The 16409-nt window shown below is 68.5% G+C and carries 18 protein-coding genes and 1 tRNA gene; 7 read left to right on the forward strand and 12 right to left on the reverse strand.

The window, feature by feature from the left end:
• Positions 1-309 precede the first annotated feature (309 nt).
• On the reverse strand, positions 310-900 hold the full coding sequence (locus VF643_RS07265; RefSeq protein ID WP_331042706.1) for an ankyrin repeat domain-containing protein: 591 nt from the start codon (positions 898-900) through the stop codon (positions 310-312).
• 86 nt (positions 901-986) lie between these two features.
• Here VF643_RS07265 and VF643_RS07270 point away from each other — a divergent pair, with 86 nt between their 5' ends.
• From VF643_RS07270 to VF643_RS07280, 3 genes are read left to right on the forward strand one after another with little or no spacing between them, the layout of a single operon-like run.
• Positions 987-1586, forward strand: a complete 600-nt coding sequence (locus tag VF643_RS07270; RefSeq protein WP_331042707.1) for an SCO family protein — start codon at positions 987-989, stop codon at positions 1584-1586.
• On the forward strand, positions 1583-2023 hold the full coding sequence (locus VF643_RS07275; RefSeq protein WP_331042708.1) for a YcgN family cysteine cluster protein: 441 nt from the start codon (positions 1583-1585) through the stop codon (positions 2021-2023). Before VF643_RS07270 ends, VF643_RS07275 begins: the two co-directional genes overlap by 4 nt.
• Positions 2023-2694, forward strand: coding sequence for a M48 family metallopeptidase (locus tag VF643_RS07280; protein ID WP_414713813.1), 672 nt, complete (start codon positions 2023-2025; stop codon positions 2692-2694). The genes VF643_RS07275 and VF643_RS07280 overlap by 1 nt, the downstream gene beginning before the upstream one ends.
• On the opposite strand, the gene VF643_RS07285 is transcribed toward VF643_RS07280, so the two are convergent.
• The 9 genes from VF643_RS07285 to VF643_RS07325 all read right to left on the reverse strand — a co-directional run bounded on the left by VF643_RS07285 (position 2670) and on the right by VF643_RS07325 (position 10508).
• Positions 2670-4799, reverse strand: coding sequence for a PBP1A family penicillin-binding protein (locus VF643_RS07285; protein ID WP_414713814.1), 2130 nt, complete (start codon positions 4797-4799; stop codon positions 2670-2672). The two genes, VF643_RS07280 and VF643_RS07285, sit on opposite strands and share 25 nt — an antisense overlap.
• 417 nt (positions 4800-5216) lie before the next feature.
• Positions 5217-5438, reverse strand: a complete 222-nt coding sequence (locus tag VF643_RS07290) for a hypothetical protein (RefSeq protein WP_331042710.1) — start codon at positions 5436-5438, stop codon at positions 5217-5219.
• Between the two features lie 92 nt (positions 5439-5530).
• The gene (msrB, locus tag VF643_RS07295; RefSeq protein WP_331042711.1) at positions 5531-5929 is read right to left on the reverse strand and encodes a peptide-methionine (R)-S-oxide reductase MsrB; all 399 of its coding nucleotides are present in this window, start codon (positions 5927-5929) and stop codon (positions 5531-5533) included.
• Positions 5930-5969: 40 nt separating this feature from the next.
• On the reverse strand, positions 5970-7043 hold the full coding sequence (locus tag VF643_RS07300) for an NAD(P)/FAD-dependent oxidoreductase (RefSeq protein ID WP_331042712.1): 1074 nt from the start codon (positions 7041-7043) through the stop codon (positions 5970-5972).
• The gene (locus VF643_RS07305) at positions 7022-7705 is read right to left on the reverse strand and encodes a methyltransferase domain-containing protein (protein ID WP_331042713.1); all 684 of its coding nucleotides are present in this window, start codon (positions 7703-7705) and stop codon (positions 7022-7024) included. The genes VF643_RS07300 and VF643_RS07305 overlap by 22 nt, the downstream gene beginning before the upstream one ends.
• The gene (locus VF643_RS07310) at positions 7702-8778 is read right to left on the reverse strand and encodes a type III polyketide synthase (protein WP_331042714.1); all 1077 of its coding nucleotides are present in this window, start codon (positions 8776-8778) and stop codon (positions 7702-7704) included. The genes VF643_RS07305 and VF643_RS07310 overlap by 4 nt, the downstream gene beginning before the upstream one ends.
• A 156-nt stretch (positions 8779-8934) precedes the next feature.
• Positions 8935-9021: transfer RNA gene (locus VF643_RS07315), tRNA-Leu, on the reverse strand.
• Positions 9022-9129: 108 nt separating this feature from the next.
• A complete protein-coding gene (ruvC, locus tag VF643_RS07320) occupies positions 9130-9618 on the reverse strand; it encodes a crossover junction endodeoxyribonuclease RuvC (protein ID WP_331042715.1) in 489 nt (162 codons plus the stop codon).
• Between the two features lie 146 nt (positions 9619-9764).
• Positions 9765-10508 (reverse strand): YebC/PmpR family DNA-binding transcriptional regulator, encoded by a 744-nt coding sequence (locus tag VF643_RS07325; RefSeq protein WP_331042716.1) that lies wholly within the window; start codon positions 10506-10508, stop codon positions 9765-9767.
• Between the two features lie 97 nt (positions 10509-10605).
• Between VF643_RS07325 and VF643_RS07330 the strand changes: the two genes are divergently transcribed.
• Complete coding sequence (locus VF643_RS07330; RefSeq protein ID WP_331042717.1) at positions 10606-12066, forward strand: ATP-binding protein; 1461 nt, start codon at positions 10606-10608, stop codon at positions 12064-12066.
• Positions 12067-12335: 269 nt separating this feature from the next.
• Here the strand turns inward: VF643_RS07330 and rpoZ are convergent, their stop codons facing one another.
• Positions 12336-12680 (reverse strand): DNA-directed RNA polymerase subunit omega, encoded by a 345-nt coding sequence (gene rpoZ, locus VF643_RS07335; protein WP_331042718.1) that lies wholly within the window; start codon positions 12678-12680, stop codon positions 12336-12338.
• Positions 12681-12791: 111 nt separating this feature from the next.
• Between rpoZ and VF643_RS07340 the strand changes: the two genes are divergently transcribed.
• Entirely contained in the window at positions 12792-13973 is a 1182-nt protein-coding gene (locus tag VF643_RS07340; RefSeq protein WP_331042719.1) for a phosphatidylserine/phosphatidylglycerophosphate/cardiolipin synthase family protein, read from the forward strand.
• A gap of 33 nt (positions 13974-14006) precedes the next feature.
• Here the strand turns inward: VF643_RS07340 and VF643_RS07345 are convergent, their stop codons facing one another.
• Complete coding sequence (locus VF643_RS07345) at positions 14007-14654, reverse strand: class I SAM-dependent methyltransferase (protein ID WP_331042720.1); 648 nt, start codon at positions 14652-14654, stop codon at positions 14007-14009.
• Between the two features lie 122 nt (positions 14655-14776).
• Here VF643_RS07345 and VF643_RS07350 point away from each other — a divergent pair, with 122 nt between their 5' ends.
• Both VF643_RS07350 and VF643_RS07355 read left to right on the forward strand, forming a co-directional pair.
• Complete coding sequence (locus VF643_RS07350) at positions 14777-15112, forward strand: antibiotic biosynthesis monooxygenase family protein (protein WP_331042721.1); 336 nt, start codon at positions 14777-14779, stop codon at positions 15110-15112.
• Positions 15109-16395, forward strand: a complete 1287-nt coding sequence (locus tag VF643_RS07355) for an MFS transporter (protein WP_331042722.1) — start codon at positions 15109-15111, stop codon at positions 16393-16395. Before VF643_RS07350 ends, VF643_RS07355 begins: the two co-directional genes overlap by 4 nt.
• Positions 16396-16409: the final 14 nt, after the last annotated feature.

The raw sequence follows: 16409 nt of genomic DNA on the forward strand, positions 1-16409 counted from the left end.
TAAGTCAATCCAAGGTCATCATGCTCTAGGATCATCCGCGGGCAAACTGATACGATCCGGTCCGTCGATGACCGCGCTGACGAGCAGCATGATTTGCAAAGAAGATTGTGTTCGCGCGGAGGCGCGGAGGACGCAGAGGTGTTCTACTCGAAGGCGGCGTATCGCCTCCGGAAGTGGCGACGGGGTGGGGAGCAGCGTTGCTGCTCGGGGAGCTTGCCCCGAGCGCGACACCTCTGCGTCCTCAGCGCCTCCGCGCGAAACATCCTTCTTCTTCCCGCTGCGAGCCCCGTCGCCAGCTGCTCTGCAGGGCTATAGCCTGGGGCCGGACACCGCCCGGCGAACGCGCTTGGGGGTTTCGGCGATCAGTTTGGCGACCGTGACGTTGCGCGCGTCCTCGGTCGCATAGTCGCGCGCGGACTTGCCGGCGACGACGTCGGGCTGGTCGGGATCGGCGTTTACGGCCAGCAACTCGCGCACCATCCCCAGATCGCGGCGCTGGACCGCGCGGATCAGCGGGGTCTCGCCGGCGGAATTGCCGAGATTGGGGTTGGCCCGTGCGCGGGCCAGGATGGCGATCAAGTCGCCCTGTCCGGCGTTGACCGCCAGCAGCATCGGCGTGTTGCCCCTGGCATCGCGCGCGTTCGCGTCGGCGCCCTTGCCGAGCAGGTAATTGACGTAGGGCGTGTCGCCGCGCTTGACGACGATGTGGAGCGCGGTCTCGCCGTTCGCCACATCGCGGGTGTTGACCAGGGTGCTGCCGGGCCTGTCCATCATCGCGATGACATCGTTGCCCTTGGCATCGCGCACGGCCTGGAGAAACTTGTAGCTCTCCGACTGCTGCTGTGCGCCAGCGGGCACGGCGAGGCTCAGCAGGAGAACCGTCAGGAGGGGGCGGCGCATCGGGCACATCCTTGAATAGCGACGCGATCCCGTGTGGCGCGCCATGCTTGCGCTGCGGCCGCTAACAGATCAAGGCTGGCGCTGTCATGAACATCTTGCCCGCTTCCGCACTGGCGCTGTTGCTCGCGGCGTGCAGCCCGACGGCCGATTCGTCGCAACCTGAGGCGCCGGGCCGACCGCCGCTCGAAGGCGCGCGGATCGGCGGACCTTTCGCGCTGATCGACCAGGACGGGCGCGCGGTCACCGATCGCAGCTTTGCCGGACGATACCGGCTGATGTACTTCGGTTATACCTTCTGTCCTGACGTCTGTCCGGTCGACATGCGCAATGTCGGTGCCGGGTTGCGGCTGCTGGAGAGGACAGATCCGGCACTGGCGGCGCGGATCGTGCCCGTCTTCGTGACGGTCGATCCGGCGCGCGATACGCCTGCGGTGCTCAAGGAGTTCGTCACCGCCTTTCACCCGCGGATGATCGGGCTGACCGGCAGTCCGGCGGCGATCGCTGCGGCTCAGAAGGCGTATGCGGTCTATGCGAAGAAGGGTGAAACGTCGGCGGGTGGCGGCTACCTGATGGATCATCAGAATAGCGTCTTTCTCATGGACCCGGCGGGACAGCCGCTTGCGCTCATACCCGCCGACGAAGGCCCGCAGGCGGTGGCGGACGAGATCGCGAAGTGGGCGCGATGAGTTCCGGGCGGTTCTGGGAAGACACGCCGATCGACAAGCTGGACCGCGGGCAGTGGGAGGCGCTGTGCGACGGCTGCGGCAAATGCTGCGTCCACAAGCTGGAGGACGAGGATACCGGCGAACTGCTGACGACCAACGTGGCATGCCGGCTGCTCGATCGGCGATCCGGGCAATGTTCGGACTATCGCAACCGGCGCGCCTATGTGCCCGAATGCGTCCGGCTGACCCCGCGCAACGTGCTGGGCGGGATCGACTGGCTTCCCTCGACCTGCGCCTATCGGCTGCGCGCGGCGGGGGAGGCGCTGCCGGGGTGGCATTATCTGGTCTGCGGGGACCGGGACGCGGTGCATCGCGCGGGCGTTTCCGTCCGAGGCTGGACGATCAGCGAGGACGAGGCGGGCGATCTCGAGCACCATCTGGTCGATCGCGAATTGTGATGGAGGGTGTCGAGATCGTCCGCAGCCCGCGTGCGCGCTCGCTGCGGCTGACGCTCGATCCGACGACGGGGCGTGCACGGTTGGTGCTGCCGCGGCGTGCGGCCTTGAAGACAGCGATCGCATGGGCCGAGGGCAAGCAGGACTGGCTCGCGGCACAACGCGCGACCCTGCCGCAGCCGGTGCCCTTCATGCCCGGCACATTGCTGAGCGTCGGTGATGCCAGGCTGACGATCGCCTGGGCCGAGGGACGGCGGCGGACGGTGGTGCGCGAGGGCGACACGCTGTCGCTGGAGGGCCCGATCGAGACCGTGCCGCGGCGGGTGGAGGCATGGCTGAAGCGGGCGGCGCTGGACGCCCTGACCGAAGATACCCGGCATTATGCGGCGCTTGCGGGGGTTTCGGTCGCGCGGGTGGCGATCGGCGATGCCCGGGGGCGGTGGGGGAGTTGCGCCGCGTCGGGGGCGATCCGCTACAGCTGGCGGCTGATACTCGCGCCGTCGTGGGTACGCCGCGCGACGGCCGCGCACGAGGTCGCGCACCGTGTCCACATGAACCACGGCGCGGCCTTCCACGCGCTGGTCGCGACGCTGTATGGCGCCGATCCGACGCCGGCGCGCGCGTGGCTGCGGCGCCACGGCGCAGCGCTTCACTGGGTCGGCCGCTCGTCCTGAAGCGGGCGCGGGGCCGGTGCGCGGGGCTGGGTGACTGGCGGCTGGCGTGACGGGTCGCTGCGCCCGGTGACGCGGTCGATCCAATCCTGGTTGAGCTGCTGCGGTGTCGCGGGCGCGGTGTCGGGCGCGGGGCGGGACTCGCCGTCGATCACCGCGTCCTCGCCTTCGTCGGCGGGCGCCGTGGTGACAGGATTGCCGTCGCCATCAACCATCTGGCCGCCGGACTCCCCATCGTCAGGCGCGCCGTAGTAACTCTCCTCGTCGGGTTCGAGCTGCCATTCGGGCAGGGTCACCTGAGTCTCGAACTGTTCGATCGGGCGCTTGGCCGTGGCCGGGCGCATGAACGCGGCCCATGCGAGCGCGGGCGCGCGACCGCCGCTGAGCCCCGATATCGGCCGGGCGTTGTCACGTCCGAACCACACGCCCGTGGTCAGGCCGCTGGAAAAGCCCAGGAACCAGCCGTCCTTGGACGAACTGGTCGTGCCGGTCTTGCCCGCAACCGGCCGGCCGATCTGCGCCGCGCGACCGGTGCCGGTGTTGACCGCGGTCTGGAGCAGGTCGGTCATCTCCGCGGCGACATAGGGTGCGACGAGAACATGGCTGCGATCGACCTCGTGGGTGTAGATCGTCTCGCCGTTCGCGGTGACGCGGGTGATGCCGTACGGTGCGACCGCGACGCCCCTGTTCGCGACGCTGGCAAAGGCGCGGGTCATGTCGAGCAGGCGGACGTCGGAGGTGCCGAGCACCATCGACGGATGCGTGTTGACGGTGGTCGTGATGCCGAACCGCCGCGCCATGTCGGCGACGGTCGCGAAGCCGACCTCCTGCCCCAATTTCGCCGCGACGGTGTTGAGCGAATAGGCGAAGGCGGTGCGCAGGGAAACCGGCCCGGAATTGCGGCGCGAATCGTTGCGCGGGCTCCAGCCGTCGATGGTTATGGGTTCGTCGACGATCGAATCCTCGGGCTTGTGCCCGGCCTCCAGCGCGGCGAGATAGACGAACAGCTTGAACGCGGAGCCGGGCTGGCGCTGCGCCTGGGTCGCGCGGTTGTAGATGGACGACACGTAATCGGTGCCGCCGACCATCGCGCGGACCGCACCGTCGCGGTCGAGGCTGACGAGCGCACCCTGCGCGCCGCCGGGCACGTTGGCGCGGATCGCGGCATCGGCCTGGCGCTGCATCGCGGGATCGAGCGTCGTCCAGACCTCGAGCGGCGCCTGCTGCTCGTCGATCAGCACGTCCAGCTGGGGCAGTGCCCAATCGGTGAAATAGCGCACGCTATTCTGGCGCGGTTCGGGGGCGAGTTTCAGCCCCTCGACATCGGCGGCGGCCGCCTGGGACGCGGTGATCGCGCCGGTTTCCTTCATCGTTTCGATGACGACCCCGGCGCGGCCGACCGCGGCGTCGGCATCGGCGGTGGGCGAATAATTGGACGGCGCCTTGACCAGGCCGGCGATGACCGCGGCTTCGGCAAGCGTCAGTTCGTCGGCGCCATGCCCGAAGAATTTGCGCGCGGCGGCGTCGATCCCATAGGCGCCGCCGCCATAATAGACCTTGTTCAGATACAGTTCGAGGATCTGGTCCTTGGTGAACGCGCGTTCGATCGCCAGCGCCAATATCCCTTCGCGGAACTTGCGGCCGAACTTCTTCTGGCTGGACAGGAAGATGTTGCGCGCGAGCTGCTGGGTGATCGTCGACCCCCCTTGCGTCCACCGGCCGCGGTCCCAGCGCGCCTTGATCGAGCGTGCGACCCCGATCGGATCGACCCCCGGATGCGAGCGGAAGCGCCGATCCTCGACCGATATGGTCGCATCGCGCATGACCGCGGGGATGCGTTCATAAGGCAGCCATTCGCCGTAGCTCGGCCCCAGGCTGACGATCACCGATCCGTCCGAGGCATGGACCCGGATCATCTGGCCGTTCGGCGAGGATTTGAGTTCGCTGAACGACGGCAATTGCGCGCGCGTGACATAGACCGCGACGGCCAGTGCCGCGACAGCGATCAGCCCCATGCCGATCAGCAGCTGAAGCGCGATGACGATCCGGCGGCGCCAGGGCGAACGCGCGGGTTTCGGGGCGGGTTTGGGGGAGCGTGCGCGAGCCATCAGCGGGCCGCGGAATACGCGCTAACCATCCGCCCTACAAGCGACGCGTCAATCCGGTAATGGCTCAATTTGAATTTGATTGAGCCGCTTGGGCAGGAACAGGCGATTGCCACTTCGTGGGCATGCAGTTCTCCCCGGCGCAAACGCTTACCTCTCCGGTTTGACGATCCAAGCGGTATGCGGACGCGAACTCTCCGCCGCCTGTAATCATGGCGTACCTCGGTTCTTTTAATGGCGAAAATAGAAGAGCCGCAGCGATGATGGCTGCGGCTCCTAAGATTGCCTTGTCTCGGCTGTCCAAGATCATTCCTCCGCTGATCGCTTCTTGTACGGTCCACGCTTTGCCGGGACGGGCGCATCGGCGTCAATCCGGGCAATCACGTCGCGTCAGCGGGGCGCTTCTCTCCGTTGCGACCCTTAAACAACGGAACCACTCCGATCGAACAGCGACCGCCGCTCAGCCGCGACCGTCCGCTTCATCTCGCGAGCGCAGGCATCTAGATCATCCTTCAACGCTTGTATGTTCGCGTCGATCTCACCGTCTGCTATGCAGCCCGCCGTAAGCTGGTGTGATCGCGTCATCACCCGCGCGCCGTGAATGCCATGTTCGATATAGAACGTGTCGAGTTTGCCGCTCATTGCCACCTCCATGCTTTGCGATAAGCATATAGGAGGTGGCGAGCGCCGGAGGCCACCGGATCAGCGTCCAGTTTCAACCTGAGACACTACGGTCAATCCTTGCGTGGCCGGAAGTCCAGGCTGACCGAATTCATGCAATAGCGCAGGCCGGTGGGCGGCGGGCCGTCGGGAAAGACATGGCCGAGATGGCTGTCGCAGCGCGCGCAGCGCGTCTCGGTACGCGTCATGCCGTGGCTGGTGTCGCTGTGATCGACGACCCGATCGGCGTCGATCGCCTGGGTGAAGCTGGGCCAGCCCGATCCGGAATCATATTTGTCGGCGCTATCGAACAGGTCGAGCTGGCATGCGGCGCAGCGATAGATGCCGTCGGCCTTGTTGTCGTTGAGCCGCCCGCTGAAAGCGCGTTCGGTTCCGGCCTGGCGCAGCACGTGATATTGCTCGGGAGTCAGGCGCTTGCGCCATTCGTTCTCGGAAAGGTTCATCTGATCCATATCTCCGAATTTCGGGTGGCGATGACACGTCGTCAAGCGGTCAGTCGCCGATTCGGGTCGCGTTCGCGCTGATGCGGATCAGATCGGGACGCAACAGCGGGAGCAGCGCGGCCGCAACGGGGCTTTCCGCCAAGCGGCGCAGCATGGCGGCGGCACGCATCGGGCGTGCTACCGTGCGTGCGAAGGCGGACTGCCAATGCTCCGCCGCTTCGCCGCTCACATGTGCCGCGGCGGCGGCGGCGCCGCTGGCGATGGCGATGCCCATGCCTTCGCCCGCCAGCGAGGGGATGACCGCGGCCTGATCGCCGAGGCGGAAGGTGCGGCAAGTCGTCGCCAGCGCGCGCCAGCCATAGGGCACGTTGGCGACCGCATCCGGCGCGCCACCGTCCCACGTCGACAGCCGTTCGCCGAAACGGGGCAGGGCGTCGCCCAGCGTGCGCAACAGCGCCACCGGGCCGCCCGCCGCCTGCATCCGCGATCGGTGGACCGCCATGCAGATGTTGACGCTGCCGTCCTCCTGCACCGCGATGCCGGCATAGCCGCCGCGGAAAAGATGGAGTTCCACCGCGTCACCGACCAGCCGGGCCGTCGATGGATCGGTAAGGCGGATGCGCAGACCCAGGGTCGGGTCCGCGCCGCGCGCGTCCTCGGGGCGGGCGACACCGCGGATGTCGTGCTTGCCGCTTGCCAGGAACATCGTGTCCGCGGCGATAGTCGCGCCATCGGCGGTGCGCGCTGCCAGCGCCTCTATAGCGCGAACCGTCACGCCGCGCTCGACCGACGCTCCGCCGGCGATCGCATGCGCAAGCATCACGGTGTCCAGACGGCGGCGCGAGACCGAAACCGCGGGAGCGGGCAGGGGGGCCTCGACCTGACGCGCGCCTGCGATGATGCGGACGCGGGTGACGCGCGCCGGGTTGAGCATGTCTGCCTCCACCCCCAAAGCAGCGAGCGTGCGCAACGTGCGCCAGCTGAGGAAGCCACCGCACAGCGCGTCGCCGGTATCGCGGCTACGCTCGACGAGCAGGTGCGGCGCCCCCGCGCGCGCAAGGACGATCGCCGCGGCGGCACCCGCGGGTCCGCCGCCGACAATCAGCGCGGGCGTTCGACGCACAGTCTGAACGGAAAGGCGCGGAACACGCGGGCGCCGGTGACGCCAGCCTCTGCCAGAATCGGCCGCCATTCCGAAGGGCGATAGGACCGCGCGATCGACAGCGCGCCGTCGTGGCGGACGATCGGATGCCAGCGTGCCAACGCGGCGAGCAGCGGATAGCCGCGATAGGCGAAGCCGTGGCGATGGAGGTCGTTGACGAACCAGGCGCTGGCATGGGCGTCCATGAAGCGCAGGAAGGCGACGAGCTGCGCCTGCGTCATGTGATGCGCGACGAGGCTGGAGACGATCGCGTCCCACGGGCCGGCGAGGTCGGCATAGTCGCCGGTGACATAGCGGATCGGCAGATCGGACCGGGTGTGCGCGCGGGCGGCAGGTTCGCTGCGCGGGTTGAGATCGACTCCGACCAGTTCGGCCTCGATACCGCGCTGCTTTGCCCAATGCGCGATGCGGCGGAGCATGTCGCCGTCGCCGAACCCCACGTCGAGCAGCCGAAACCGCGAAAGGCCGCGCGTATTGCGTGCCAGGAACGCCAGCGTCGGTCGTGATGCAAGCGTAACGGCATTGACCTTCGCGAGATCGCCGACGACCGCGGCATAGGTCGCGGGGTCGAGATCGTCGGCGTCCATCAACTCCTCTGCCTGCGCACGGCTGTCCAGCATCAATGCGCACCGGCGAAGGCGAAGCCCTCGGCTGCGAGGCCGGGACCGAAGGCCAGCGCGACGCCGGCATCCACGCGCGGCCCCGCCAGCAGACGCGCGAGGACGAACATCAGCGTGGCCGACGACATGTTGCCGTTGTCGGCGAGCACCGCGCGCGACGCATCGAGCGCGGCGGCGTCGAGCGCCAGCGCCTGCGCGACGGCATCCAGGATGGAACGGCCGCCGGCATGGACCGCCCACGCATCGATCGCGCGGGGATCGCGCCCGCCGGTGACGCGCGCGGCGAACCGGGGGTCGGTGAGCGCGGCGCCGATTCGCGCGGGGACTTCGCCCGACAGGTGCATCGCAAAGCCCCGGTCGGTGATGTCCCAGCGGATCAGCGCTGCGGAATCGTCGAGCGTGGCCGCGAACGGCGTGCCGATCGCCAGTCCGTGCGGTTCGCCGGTGACCAGCGCGGCGGCGGCACCATCGCCGAATTGCAGCATGGCGAGCAGCGGCTCGATTTCGCGTGCGGGTTGCAGGTGGAGCGTCGAGAGTTCGACGGTGACGACCAGGACGCGGGCGGCAGGTTCGGAGCGGACGATGTGGCGGGCGCTGCGCAGGGCTGCGACCGCTGCATAGCAGCCCATGAAGCCGATCAGCAGCCGCTCGACGCCCTCCAGCTTCAGGTCGGCGGCGATGATCTGGTCGATCCCCGGCGCGACGAACCCGGTGCAGCTGGCGACGACCAGATGGGTGATTCCGCCGAGGTCGATCGAGGCCGACAAGGCGCGGATCGCATCGAGCGCCAGCGCGGGCGCCTCCCGCGCATAGACCGCCATCCGGTCGGCGGTGCCGGGCAGCGGATCGCTGTCGTAGAAGCCGCCGGTCGCGACGGGTGATCCACCGCCGGGGGCGGAGGGAAGCACCGACCAGCGGTGCGTGATCGCGGCGCGGCGTGCCATCCGCTCGAACACCGCCGCCTCGCGCGACGCGACGCGCGCTTGCGCCCAGCCCCGGAACGCATCGTGGATGTCGTGCGCGGGAACTGCGGTGCCGATGGCGTTGATGAAGGCGCAGGGCGGATGGGCGGGCACGACTCGACCTTTCGGGTATCAGCGCCCAACGCGCATCTCACCCGCACGGTGCCGTGGACGTCGATCGGGCCGCACGCCACCCGAAAAGGCATGGCGCGCGTGCTTCCGCCAGTCAGGGTGCCGCTGGGGGAAGGGCACCGATCCGTCATGAAAAAGTGGTGCGGCCGAGAAGACTCGAACTTCCACGGGCTTTCGCCCACAACGACCTCAACGTTGCGCGTCTACCAGTTCCGCCACGGCCGCACGTGAACATCGCCGGTTACCCGGCATCTGGCAGGCGCGAGCCACTAGCAGCGGCATGCGCGCGCCGCAACCGGCTTTTGGCGAGTCTCGTGGATGGCGACCCGCCGTCTATCCGACCTGCCGCCGCGCGCTGGCCAGATGGTGCGCGTGGCAGATCGCCACCGCCAGCGCGTCGGCGGCATCGGCGCCGGCGATCGTCACGCCGGGGAGCAGGCGCGCGACCATCGCGTGAACCTGCGCCTTTTCCGCGCCGCCGGTGCCGACGACCGCCTTCTTGACGAGCCGCGCGGCATATTCGCCGGGGTCGATCCCGACGCGCGCCACGCCGAGCAGGACGATGCCGCGGGCGTGGGCGAGTTTGAGCGTGGACTGGGGGTTGGTGTTGACGAACACTTCCTCCACCGCCGCCGCCTGGGGGCCGTGATCGGCGAGCAGGGCGGCAAGCATCGTATCGAGATGCGCCAGACGGCGGGCGAGCGGGGCGGCGGTGTCGGTCTTCAGCCGGCCGTTGGCGATATGGCTGAGGCGGTTGCCCTCGGCACGGATGACCCCCCAGCCGGTGGTGCCGAGGCCGGGGTCGAGGCCGAGGACGATCAAAACCCATTCCTCCCCGGCACGGGGAGGGGGACCGTCCGCCGGAGGCGGATGGTGGAGGGCGCGCGCCACGCGCCGGTACGTTCGCGGCGAACCCCCTCCACCATGCTACGCATGGTCCCCCTCCCCGTCCCGGGGAGGAATGACATTCAACCCAATGTCTCCATCACCGCGTCCGACACTTCGTAATTGCCCCACACGGTCTGCACGTCGTCGTCGTCGTCCAACGCGTCGATCAGCTTGAACAAGGTCGCGGCGTCACTCTCGTCCACCGAGACCATCGTCTGCGGGCGCCACGCCAGCTTGGCGCCTTCGGCCTCGCCCAGCACCGGCTCCAGTGCCTTGGTTACCTCGTGCAGGTCGCCGACCGCGGTCCAGATCTCGTGGCCGTCCTCGCTCGACGTCACGTCCTCGGCGCCTGCGTCGAGCGCGGCCTCGAACACCTTTTCGGCGTCACCCGCCGTTGCGGGATAGGTGATGAGGCCGACCCGGTCGAAGGCGTGGCTCACCGATCCGCCCGCACCTAGATTGCCGCCGTTCTTGGAAACCGCGACGCGCACGTTGGTCGCGGTGCGGTTGCGGTTGTCGGTCAGCGCCTCGATGATGAGGCTGACGCCGCCGGGGCCGAAGCCTTCGTAGCGGATTTCCTCATAGGTCTCGGCGTCGCCGCGCGCCGCCTTGTCGATCGAACGCTGGATATTGTCCTTGGGCATCGACGGCGCCTTGGCGGCGTTGATCGCGGCGCGCAGGCGCGGGTTCATGTCGGGATCGGGCAGCCCCATCTTGGCCGCGACGGTGATCTCGCGGCTGAGCTTGGAGAACATGCCCGAGCGCTTCTTGTCCTGCGCACCCTTGCGATGCATGATGTTCTTGTATTTGGAATGGCCTGCCATCGGTGCCTCTGTATCGGTTGGCACGGCTCTTAGGCCTGTCCCGCCCATCGCATCAAGCCTTGCGCCCCCGCCCCCCGATCGGCCACACGCATGTGCGATGACCGTCAGCGTAGACATGGGGACCGACGAACGCGGCGCCCCCGTCCCCATCGACCTCGAAGAATTGCTCGCCACCCGGCTGCTCGTCCAGGGCAATTCCGGGTCGGGCAAGTCGCACCTGCTGCGCCGCCTGCTGGAGCGATCGGCGGGGCAGGTGCAGCAGGTGGTGATCGACCCCGAGGGCGATTTCGTGACCCTCGGCCCGGCTTACGGCCATGTCGTGATCGAGGCACCGGATTATAGCGAGCGTGAGATCGCGCGCCTCGCCGCGCGGTTGCGCGAGCACCGCGCGTCGGTGGTGTTGAGCCTGGAGGGGCTGGAGGCCGAGGGGCAGATGCGCTGCGCGGCGGCGTTCCTCTCCGCGCTGTTCGATGCGCCGCGCGAACATTGGTATCCGGCGCTGGTGGTCGTGGACGAGGCGCAATTGTTCGCGCCTGCCGCGGGGGGCGAGGTGTCCGAGGAGGTACGCCGCGCGTCGCTGGGCGCGATGACCAATCTGATGTGCCGGGGGCGCAAGCGCGGGCTGGCTGGCGTGATCGCGACGCAGCGGCTGGCCAAACTGGCGAAGAACGTCGCGGCGGAGGCGTCGAACTTCCTGATGGGGCGCACCTTCCTGGATATCGACATGGCGCGCGCCGCCGATCTGCTGGGCATGGAGCGGCGTCAGGCGGAGGCGATCCGCGATCTGCCGCGCGGGCACTTTCTGGCGCTCGGCCCGGCGGTATCGCGGCGACCGGTGTCGGTGCGGATCGGCCCGGTCGATACCGCGGCGCGCAGCGGCAGCCCCAAGCTGACCCCGCTGCCGAGCGCACCCGCCGCCGACCTGGCCGGGCTGGTGTTCGCGGAACCCGCGGTGGACGAGGCGCCGCAGCTGCCGATGACCTTCGAGGCCCGCCCCCGCCGGGTGCCCGCCGACGAGCTGATCGCGGATCTGTCGCGCCCGGCGACGGTGCGCTCGCCCGAGCCCGAACGGGCGCCGGAGGAACTCGACGCATTGCTGGCCGGGGTGATGCGCGCGATCGTCGAGGATCGCGATGCCACGCTGCGCCCCGCATCGGTGCTGTTCCAGGATTTTCAGGTGCGCTGCCGGATGGCGGGGCTGGCGCGTCCGCCGCTCGATCTGTCGACCTTCGCGCGGCGGCTGTCGGCGGCGCGTGCCGGCGTCTTCGACATCGCCGATCCCGCCTGGGACGAGGCGCTGACGCTGGCCGGCGACCTGCCCGACGACATGCTGGGCGCGTTCCTGCTCGTGGCGCGCGCGGCGCGGGAGGGCGGGCCGTGCCCGTCCGATGCGGCGCTGGCCGAAACCTATGGCACCAGTTCGCTCGGCCGGGTGCGCCGGCTGATGACCTATATCGAATCGCGCGATCTGATCGTGTGCCGCACCGATCTGTCGGGGAAGCGGTCGATCACGATCCCGCGCCTGGGATGGACCACCGCGGCGGCGGAAGCGGCCTAGAGCGTGATGACGTCACCTTTACCCGTTCGCTGAGTAGAGACCGAGTAGCCGCGCAAGCGGCGTATCGAGGGCTCGTATCGAAGCACAATTGGTACGCGAGTCCCCTGTCCTTCGATACGCCCTCTGGATACGCTGCTGCGCAGCTACTCGATGGCTACTCAGGACGAACGGCGTGGGTCAGGCTCATTTCATCACACTCTAGCGGGACGCACAAAGGGCCGCGGCATCGCTGCCACGGCCCCTTGGCGGTGCATCAGACGATCCGGGCGTCAGCCCTCGTAATCGGCGCCCAGGTTCTGGTTGCGCGGGGGGGCCGCGGCGGTCAGGCGCAGCGCCTCTGCCGATGCGGAGAGCGAGCCGACCGCATCCACCTCGTCCTCGTCGTCGATCTGGACCTTTTGCAGGCTGTTGATCGCGGCTTCCTCGAGGTGCTTGGGACGCACCGTCTCCTCGGCGATCTCGCGCAGCGCCACGACCGGGTTCTTGTCGCGGTCGCGGTCGATCGTCAGATCGGCGCCGCCCGATATCTGCCGCGCGCGCTGGGCGGCGAACAACACCAGGTCGAACCGGTTGGGAATCTTGTCGACGCAATCCTCGACGGTGACGCGTGCCATGCCGTGTCCTTCGTTAGCTAACGATGGGGAAAGGCGGGCGCCTATCCGTGCCCACGCCTTTAGTCAAGGATACAGGTTGCCGGAACGCCGCGCGTCGGCCATCTCCCGGCCATGCCCGACCCCTCGGATGCTCCTGCCCAGCCGACATTCGCGGTCGATGGCAACCGCCTGACGCTGCTCGATACAGGGCCGCAGCGCCTTGATGCGCTGCTTGCGCTGATCGACGGCGCGCGGGTGTCGTTGCGCATCCTCTATTACATCTACGCCGACGACGACACCGGCTGCCGGGTCAACGCAGCCCTCGCTGCCGCGGCCGCGCGCGGAGTGAGCGTTTCGCTCATCATCGACGGTTTCGGCAGCCCGGTCGACGCTGCCTTCTTCGCACCGATCGAGGATGCGGGCGGATCGGTATGCCGTTTCGCGCCACGGTTCGGGCGCCGCTACCTGCTGCGCAACCACCAGAAGCTGGCGCTCGCCGACGGCGATGGCGGCGATGCGCGGATCATCATCGGCGGCTTCAACGTCGAGGACGATTATTTCGGCACCGCCGCCGATCAGGCGTGGCGCGACCTGGGGCTGCTCGTCGAAGGCCCCGCTGCGGCGCGCATGGCACCCTATTTCGATGCGCTGCACCGCGCGATCACCGGGCCCAAGGCCCGCGTCCGCCCGGTCAACAGGATCCTGTCCAGATTCAGCGAGGGCAGCGGTCCGCTGCGCTGGCTGATCGGCGGGCCGACGCGCAAGCTGTCACCCTGGGCGCGCACGCTGCGCGCGGACATCGCGGCGGGCAAGTGCATCGACATCATCGCGGGCTATTTCACCCCCAGTCCGCTGATCCTGCGCCGGATCAAGCGCGCAGGAGCTGCCGCCAAGCGTGTTCGCATCGTCACCGCCGCCAAATCCGACAATAGCGCCACCATCGCCGCGGCGCGCTTCGGCTACGCGGGGCTGCTGCGCAAGGGCGTGCGGCTGTTCGAATATCAGCCGAGCAAGCTGCACACCAAGCTCTACGTCGTCGACGACGTCGTCCATGTCGGTTCGGCGAATTTCGACATGCGCAGCCTGTTCATCAACCTCGAACTGATGCTGCGGATCGACGATGCCGCGTTCGCCGCGCACGTCCGAGCCTATATCGACGGTGAGGTCGCACGCTCGGTCGAGATCACGCCCGCGCTCTACAAGGCGCAAACCGGCTGGCTGCAACGGCTGCGACAGTTCGTCGCCTATTTCCTGGTGGCGGTGGTCGATCCGGGCGTGTCGCGCGGGCTGAATTTCGGGATCGACGACGGGTGAAACCCGAGACAGCGAAACCACCCGCGTCGGGTGCTAGCCTTGCATCGGCGTGGCAGCAGCCGCGCCTTTGGTCTTCCACCCCCAATAGAGCTGGGCCGGGGGCACGTTCCACCATTCCATTTCGTGGTCGATGTCGGTGAAGTGCGGCGCGATGAACAGCCGCACGCGCGGCGAATATTGATACACCAGGAACGCGCCGCCCGGCCGGATCACCCGCTGCGTCGCGGCCGCGATGGCCGGGCCGACGCCGGGGGGCAGGGTGGAAAAGGGCAGGCCCGAGAGCACGTAATCGGCATGGTCGTGGCCGTGGTCGCGCACGATCCGCTCGACGTCCGCCGCCGATCCGTGAACCGCGACGAACCGTGGATCGGTGATCGTGTGGCGCAGATAGCGGATGAAATCGGCGTTGGTGTCGATCACGATCAACTGCGCATCGGGCGTCATCCGATCCAGGATCGCGGGGCAGAAGGTGCCGACACCCGGCCCATATTCGACGAACAATTTGGTATTGGCCCAATCCACCGGTCCCAGCATCTTGCGGATCAGCCGGTCGGACGACGGCACGATCGACCCGACCATCACCGGATGTTTCAGGAATTGCTGGAAGAACATCTGCCACGGGGTGGGCACGCCGGGGGTACGGGTGCGCGCACGTCGCGCGGTGGTGGTCGTGCTGGGCATGGACATCCTGTTCCTGGTCGGCCGTTTCCCGCGAAGGGCAGTCAAGTCCGTCGCACGTTTCGCAAACACCTTTCAAGCACTGGGGTTGCATCGCGCCGGCAAACCGGCGCAATCGAGCCGTGATGGACGAGAACGCCAAAGCGGATCGCACCGGGCAGATCGCGGTGATCTTCATCGCGACGCGCACGCCCGCCGACGACGAAGGCTATGCGCAAGCCGCCGCGGCGATGGACGCGCGCGCGGCACGCCAGCCGGGTTATCGCGGCATCGACAGCGCTCGCGATGCGGCCGGGTTCGGCATTACCGTCAGCTGGTGGGCGGACGAAGCGGCTGCGGTCGCCTGGCGCGAAGATGCCGCCCATGCCGCGATCCGGGCCACGGGGCGCGCGCGCTGGTACGTATCCTACGAAGTCGCGGTTGCCGGGGTCACCCGCAGTTATGCGTGGTGCCGCGCATGACCATGCGGGGCACCTTTCCGCTGATGTTCCTGGTCATGCTGACGATCGCGGCGGGCAACACCGGGCTGCAATCGGTCCTCCCCGCGCTCGGCCGCTCGCTGGGCGTCGCCGACAGCGCGGTGGCGGCGGCCTTTTCGGTTTCCGCGCTGTTGTGGGTGATCGCCGCACCGTTCTGGGCGAACCGTTCCGATCGACATGGCCGGCGTGCGATGATCCTGCTGGGCATCGGCGGGTTCGCGGTCTCGCTGCTGCTGTGCGGCCTGTTTCTGATGGCCGGGATCAACGGATGGATCGGCGGCACCGCCGCATTCGCGGCCTTCATCGGCGGTCGCCTGATCTATGGCCTGTTCGGCGCCGCGGCCCCACCCGCGGTCCAGGCGCTGGTCGCCGGAGAGACGACGCGCGAGGAGCGGACCAAGGCGCTGACCCTGCTCGCCTCCGCGTTCGGCTTGGGCACCATCCTCGGCCCCGCGATCGCGCCGCTCCTGATCCTGGGACATTTCGGCGAGACCGAGATCGGGCTGGCGGGGCCGGCGTTCGTCTTCGCGCTGTTCGGTGTGGGCGTGTGGATCACGGTGCGGCGGATGCTGGCCGACGATCGCGCGCGAATACCCGGCATAGACGATACGCACGGCAGCAGCAGCGCCTATCCCTCGATCGGCGGCGCCCCCAGCGGCGCCACCGTGATTTCCGCAACCCAGTCGCACAGCGAACGCATCGGCTATGGCGACCGCCGCATCCGCGGCTGGATGATCGCCGGGCTGGTGATGGGGCATGCGCAGGCGATGACCGGCCAGGCGATCGGGTTTCTGGTCATCGACCGGCTGAACGTCGCGCCGGCCGAGGCGCTGCAGCCGACCAGCCTGGTGCTGATGATGGGGGCCGGCGCGGCGCTGCTGGCGCAATGGGGGGTCATCCCGCGACTGTCGCTGACCCCGCGCCAGCTGGTGCTGATCGGGCTGGCGATCGCGGCTTTGGGCACGGCGCTGACCGGCCTCGCCACCTCGCTCTACGGCATCGCCACCGCTTATGCGCTCGCCAGCCTGGGCTTCGGCTTCACCCGCCCCGGCTTTACAGCGGGCGCCAGCCTGGCCGTGGGCGCCGAGGCGCAAGGATCGGTGGCGGGCAAGGTCACCAGCGTCAACGGCGCCAGCTTCGTCCTCGGCCCGTCGATCGGCGTCGGCCTCTACGAAGCGCAACATGCGCTGCCGTATCTGACTGCGGGGGCGGCGTGCGCGGTGATGATCGCCTATTGCTGGGTGGCGCTCAAGGAGCAGCCCTAGAAAATGACGACTCG

This window comes from Sphingomonas sp. (assembly GCF_036387595.1).
Taxonomy (GTDB): Bacteria; Pseudomonadota; Alphaproteobacteria; order Sphingomonadales; family Sphingomonadaceae; genus Sphingomonas.

What these genes read in the sequence shown, in the direction of transcription:
- VF643_RS07330 (WP_331042717.1), top strand. Translation starts at nt 10,606, where the DNA reads ATGACCGTCAGCGTAGACATGGGGACCGACGAACGCGGCGCCCCCGTC.
- VF643_RS07325 (WP_331042716.1), bottom strand. Translation starts at nt 10,508, where the DNA reads ATGGCAGGCCATTCCAAATACAAGAACATCATGCATCGCAAGGGTGCG.
- VF643_RS07270 (WP_331042707.1), top strand. Translation starts at nt 987, where the DNA reads ATGAACATCTTGCCCGCTTCCGCACTGGCGCTGTTGCTCGCGGCGTGC.
- VF643_RS07340 (WP_331042719.1), top strand. Translation starts at nt 12,792, where the DNA reads ATGCCCGACCCCTCGGATGCTCCTGCCCAGCCGACATTCGCGGTCGAT.
- VF643_RS07350 (WP_331042721.1), top strand. Translation starts at nt 14,777, where the DNA reads ATGGACGAGAACGCCAAAGCGGATCGCACCGGGCAGATCGCGGTGATC.
- VF643_RS07345 (WP_331042720.1), bottom strand. Translation starts at nt 14,654, where the DNA reads ATGCCCAGCACGACCACCACCGCGCGACGTGCGCGCACCCGTACCCCC.
- rpoZ (WP_331042718.1), bottom strand. Translation starts at nt 12,680, where the DNA reads ATGGCACGCGTCACCGTCGAGGATTGCGTCGACAAGATTCCCAACCGG.
- VF643_RS07280 (WP_414713813.1), top strand. Translation starts at nt 2,023, where the DNA reads ATGGAGGGTGTCGAGATCGTCCGCAGCCCGCGTGCGCGCTCGCTGCGG.
- VF643_RS07265 (WP_331042706.1), bottom strand. Translation starts at nt 900, where the DNA reads ATGCGCCGCCCCCTCCTGACGGTTCTCCTGCTGAGCCTCGCCGTGCCC.
- VF643_RS07290 (WP_331042710.1), bottom strand. Translation starts at nt 5,438, where the DNA reads ATGAGCGGCAAACTCGACACGTTCTATATCGAACATGGCATTCACGGC.
- VF643_RS07275 (WP_331042708.1), top strand. Translation starts at nt 1,583, where the DNA reads ATGAGTTCCGGGCGGTTCTGGGAAGACACGCCGATCGACAAGCTGGAC.
- msrB (WP_331042711.1), bottom strand. Translation starts at nt 5,929, where the DNA reads ATGGATCAGATGAACCTTTCCGAGAACGAATGGCGCAAGCGCCTGACT.
- VF643_RS07355 (WP_331042722.1), top strand. Translation starts at nt 15,109, where the DNA reads ATGACCATGCGGGGCACCTTTCCGCTGATGTTCCTGGTCATGCTGACG.
- VF643_RS07285 (WP_414713814.1), bottom strand. Translation starts at nt 4,799, where the DNA reads ATGGCTCGCGCACGCTCCCCCAAACCCGCCCCGAAACCCGCGCGTTCG.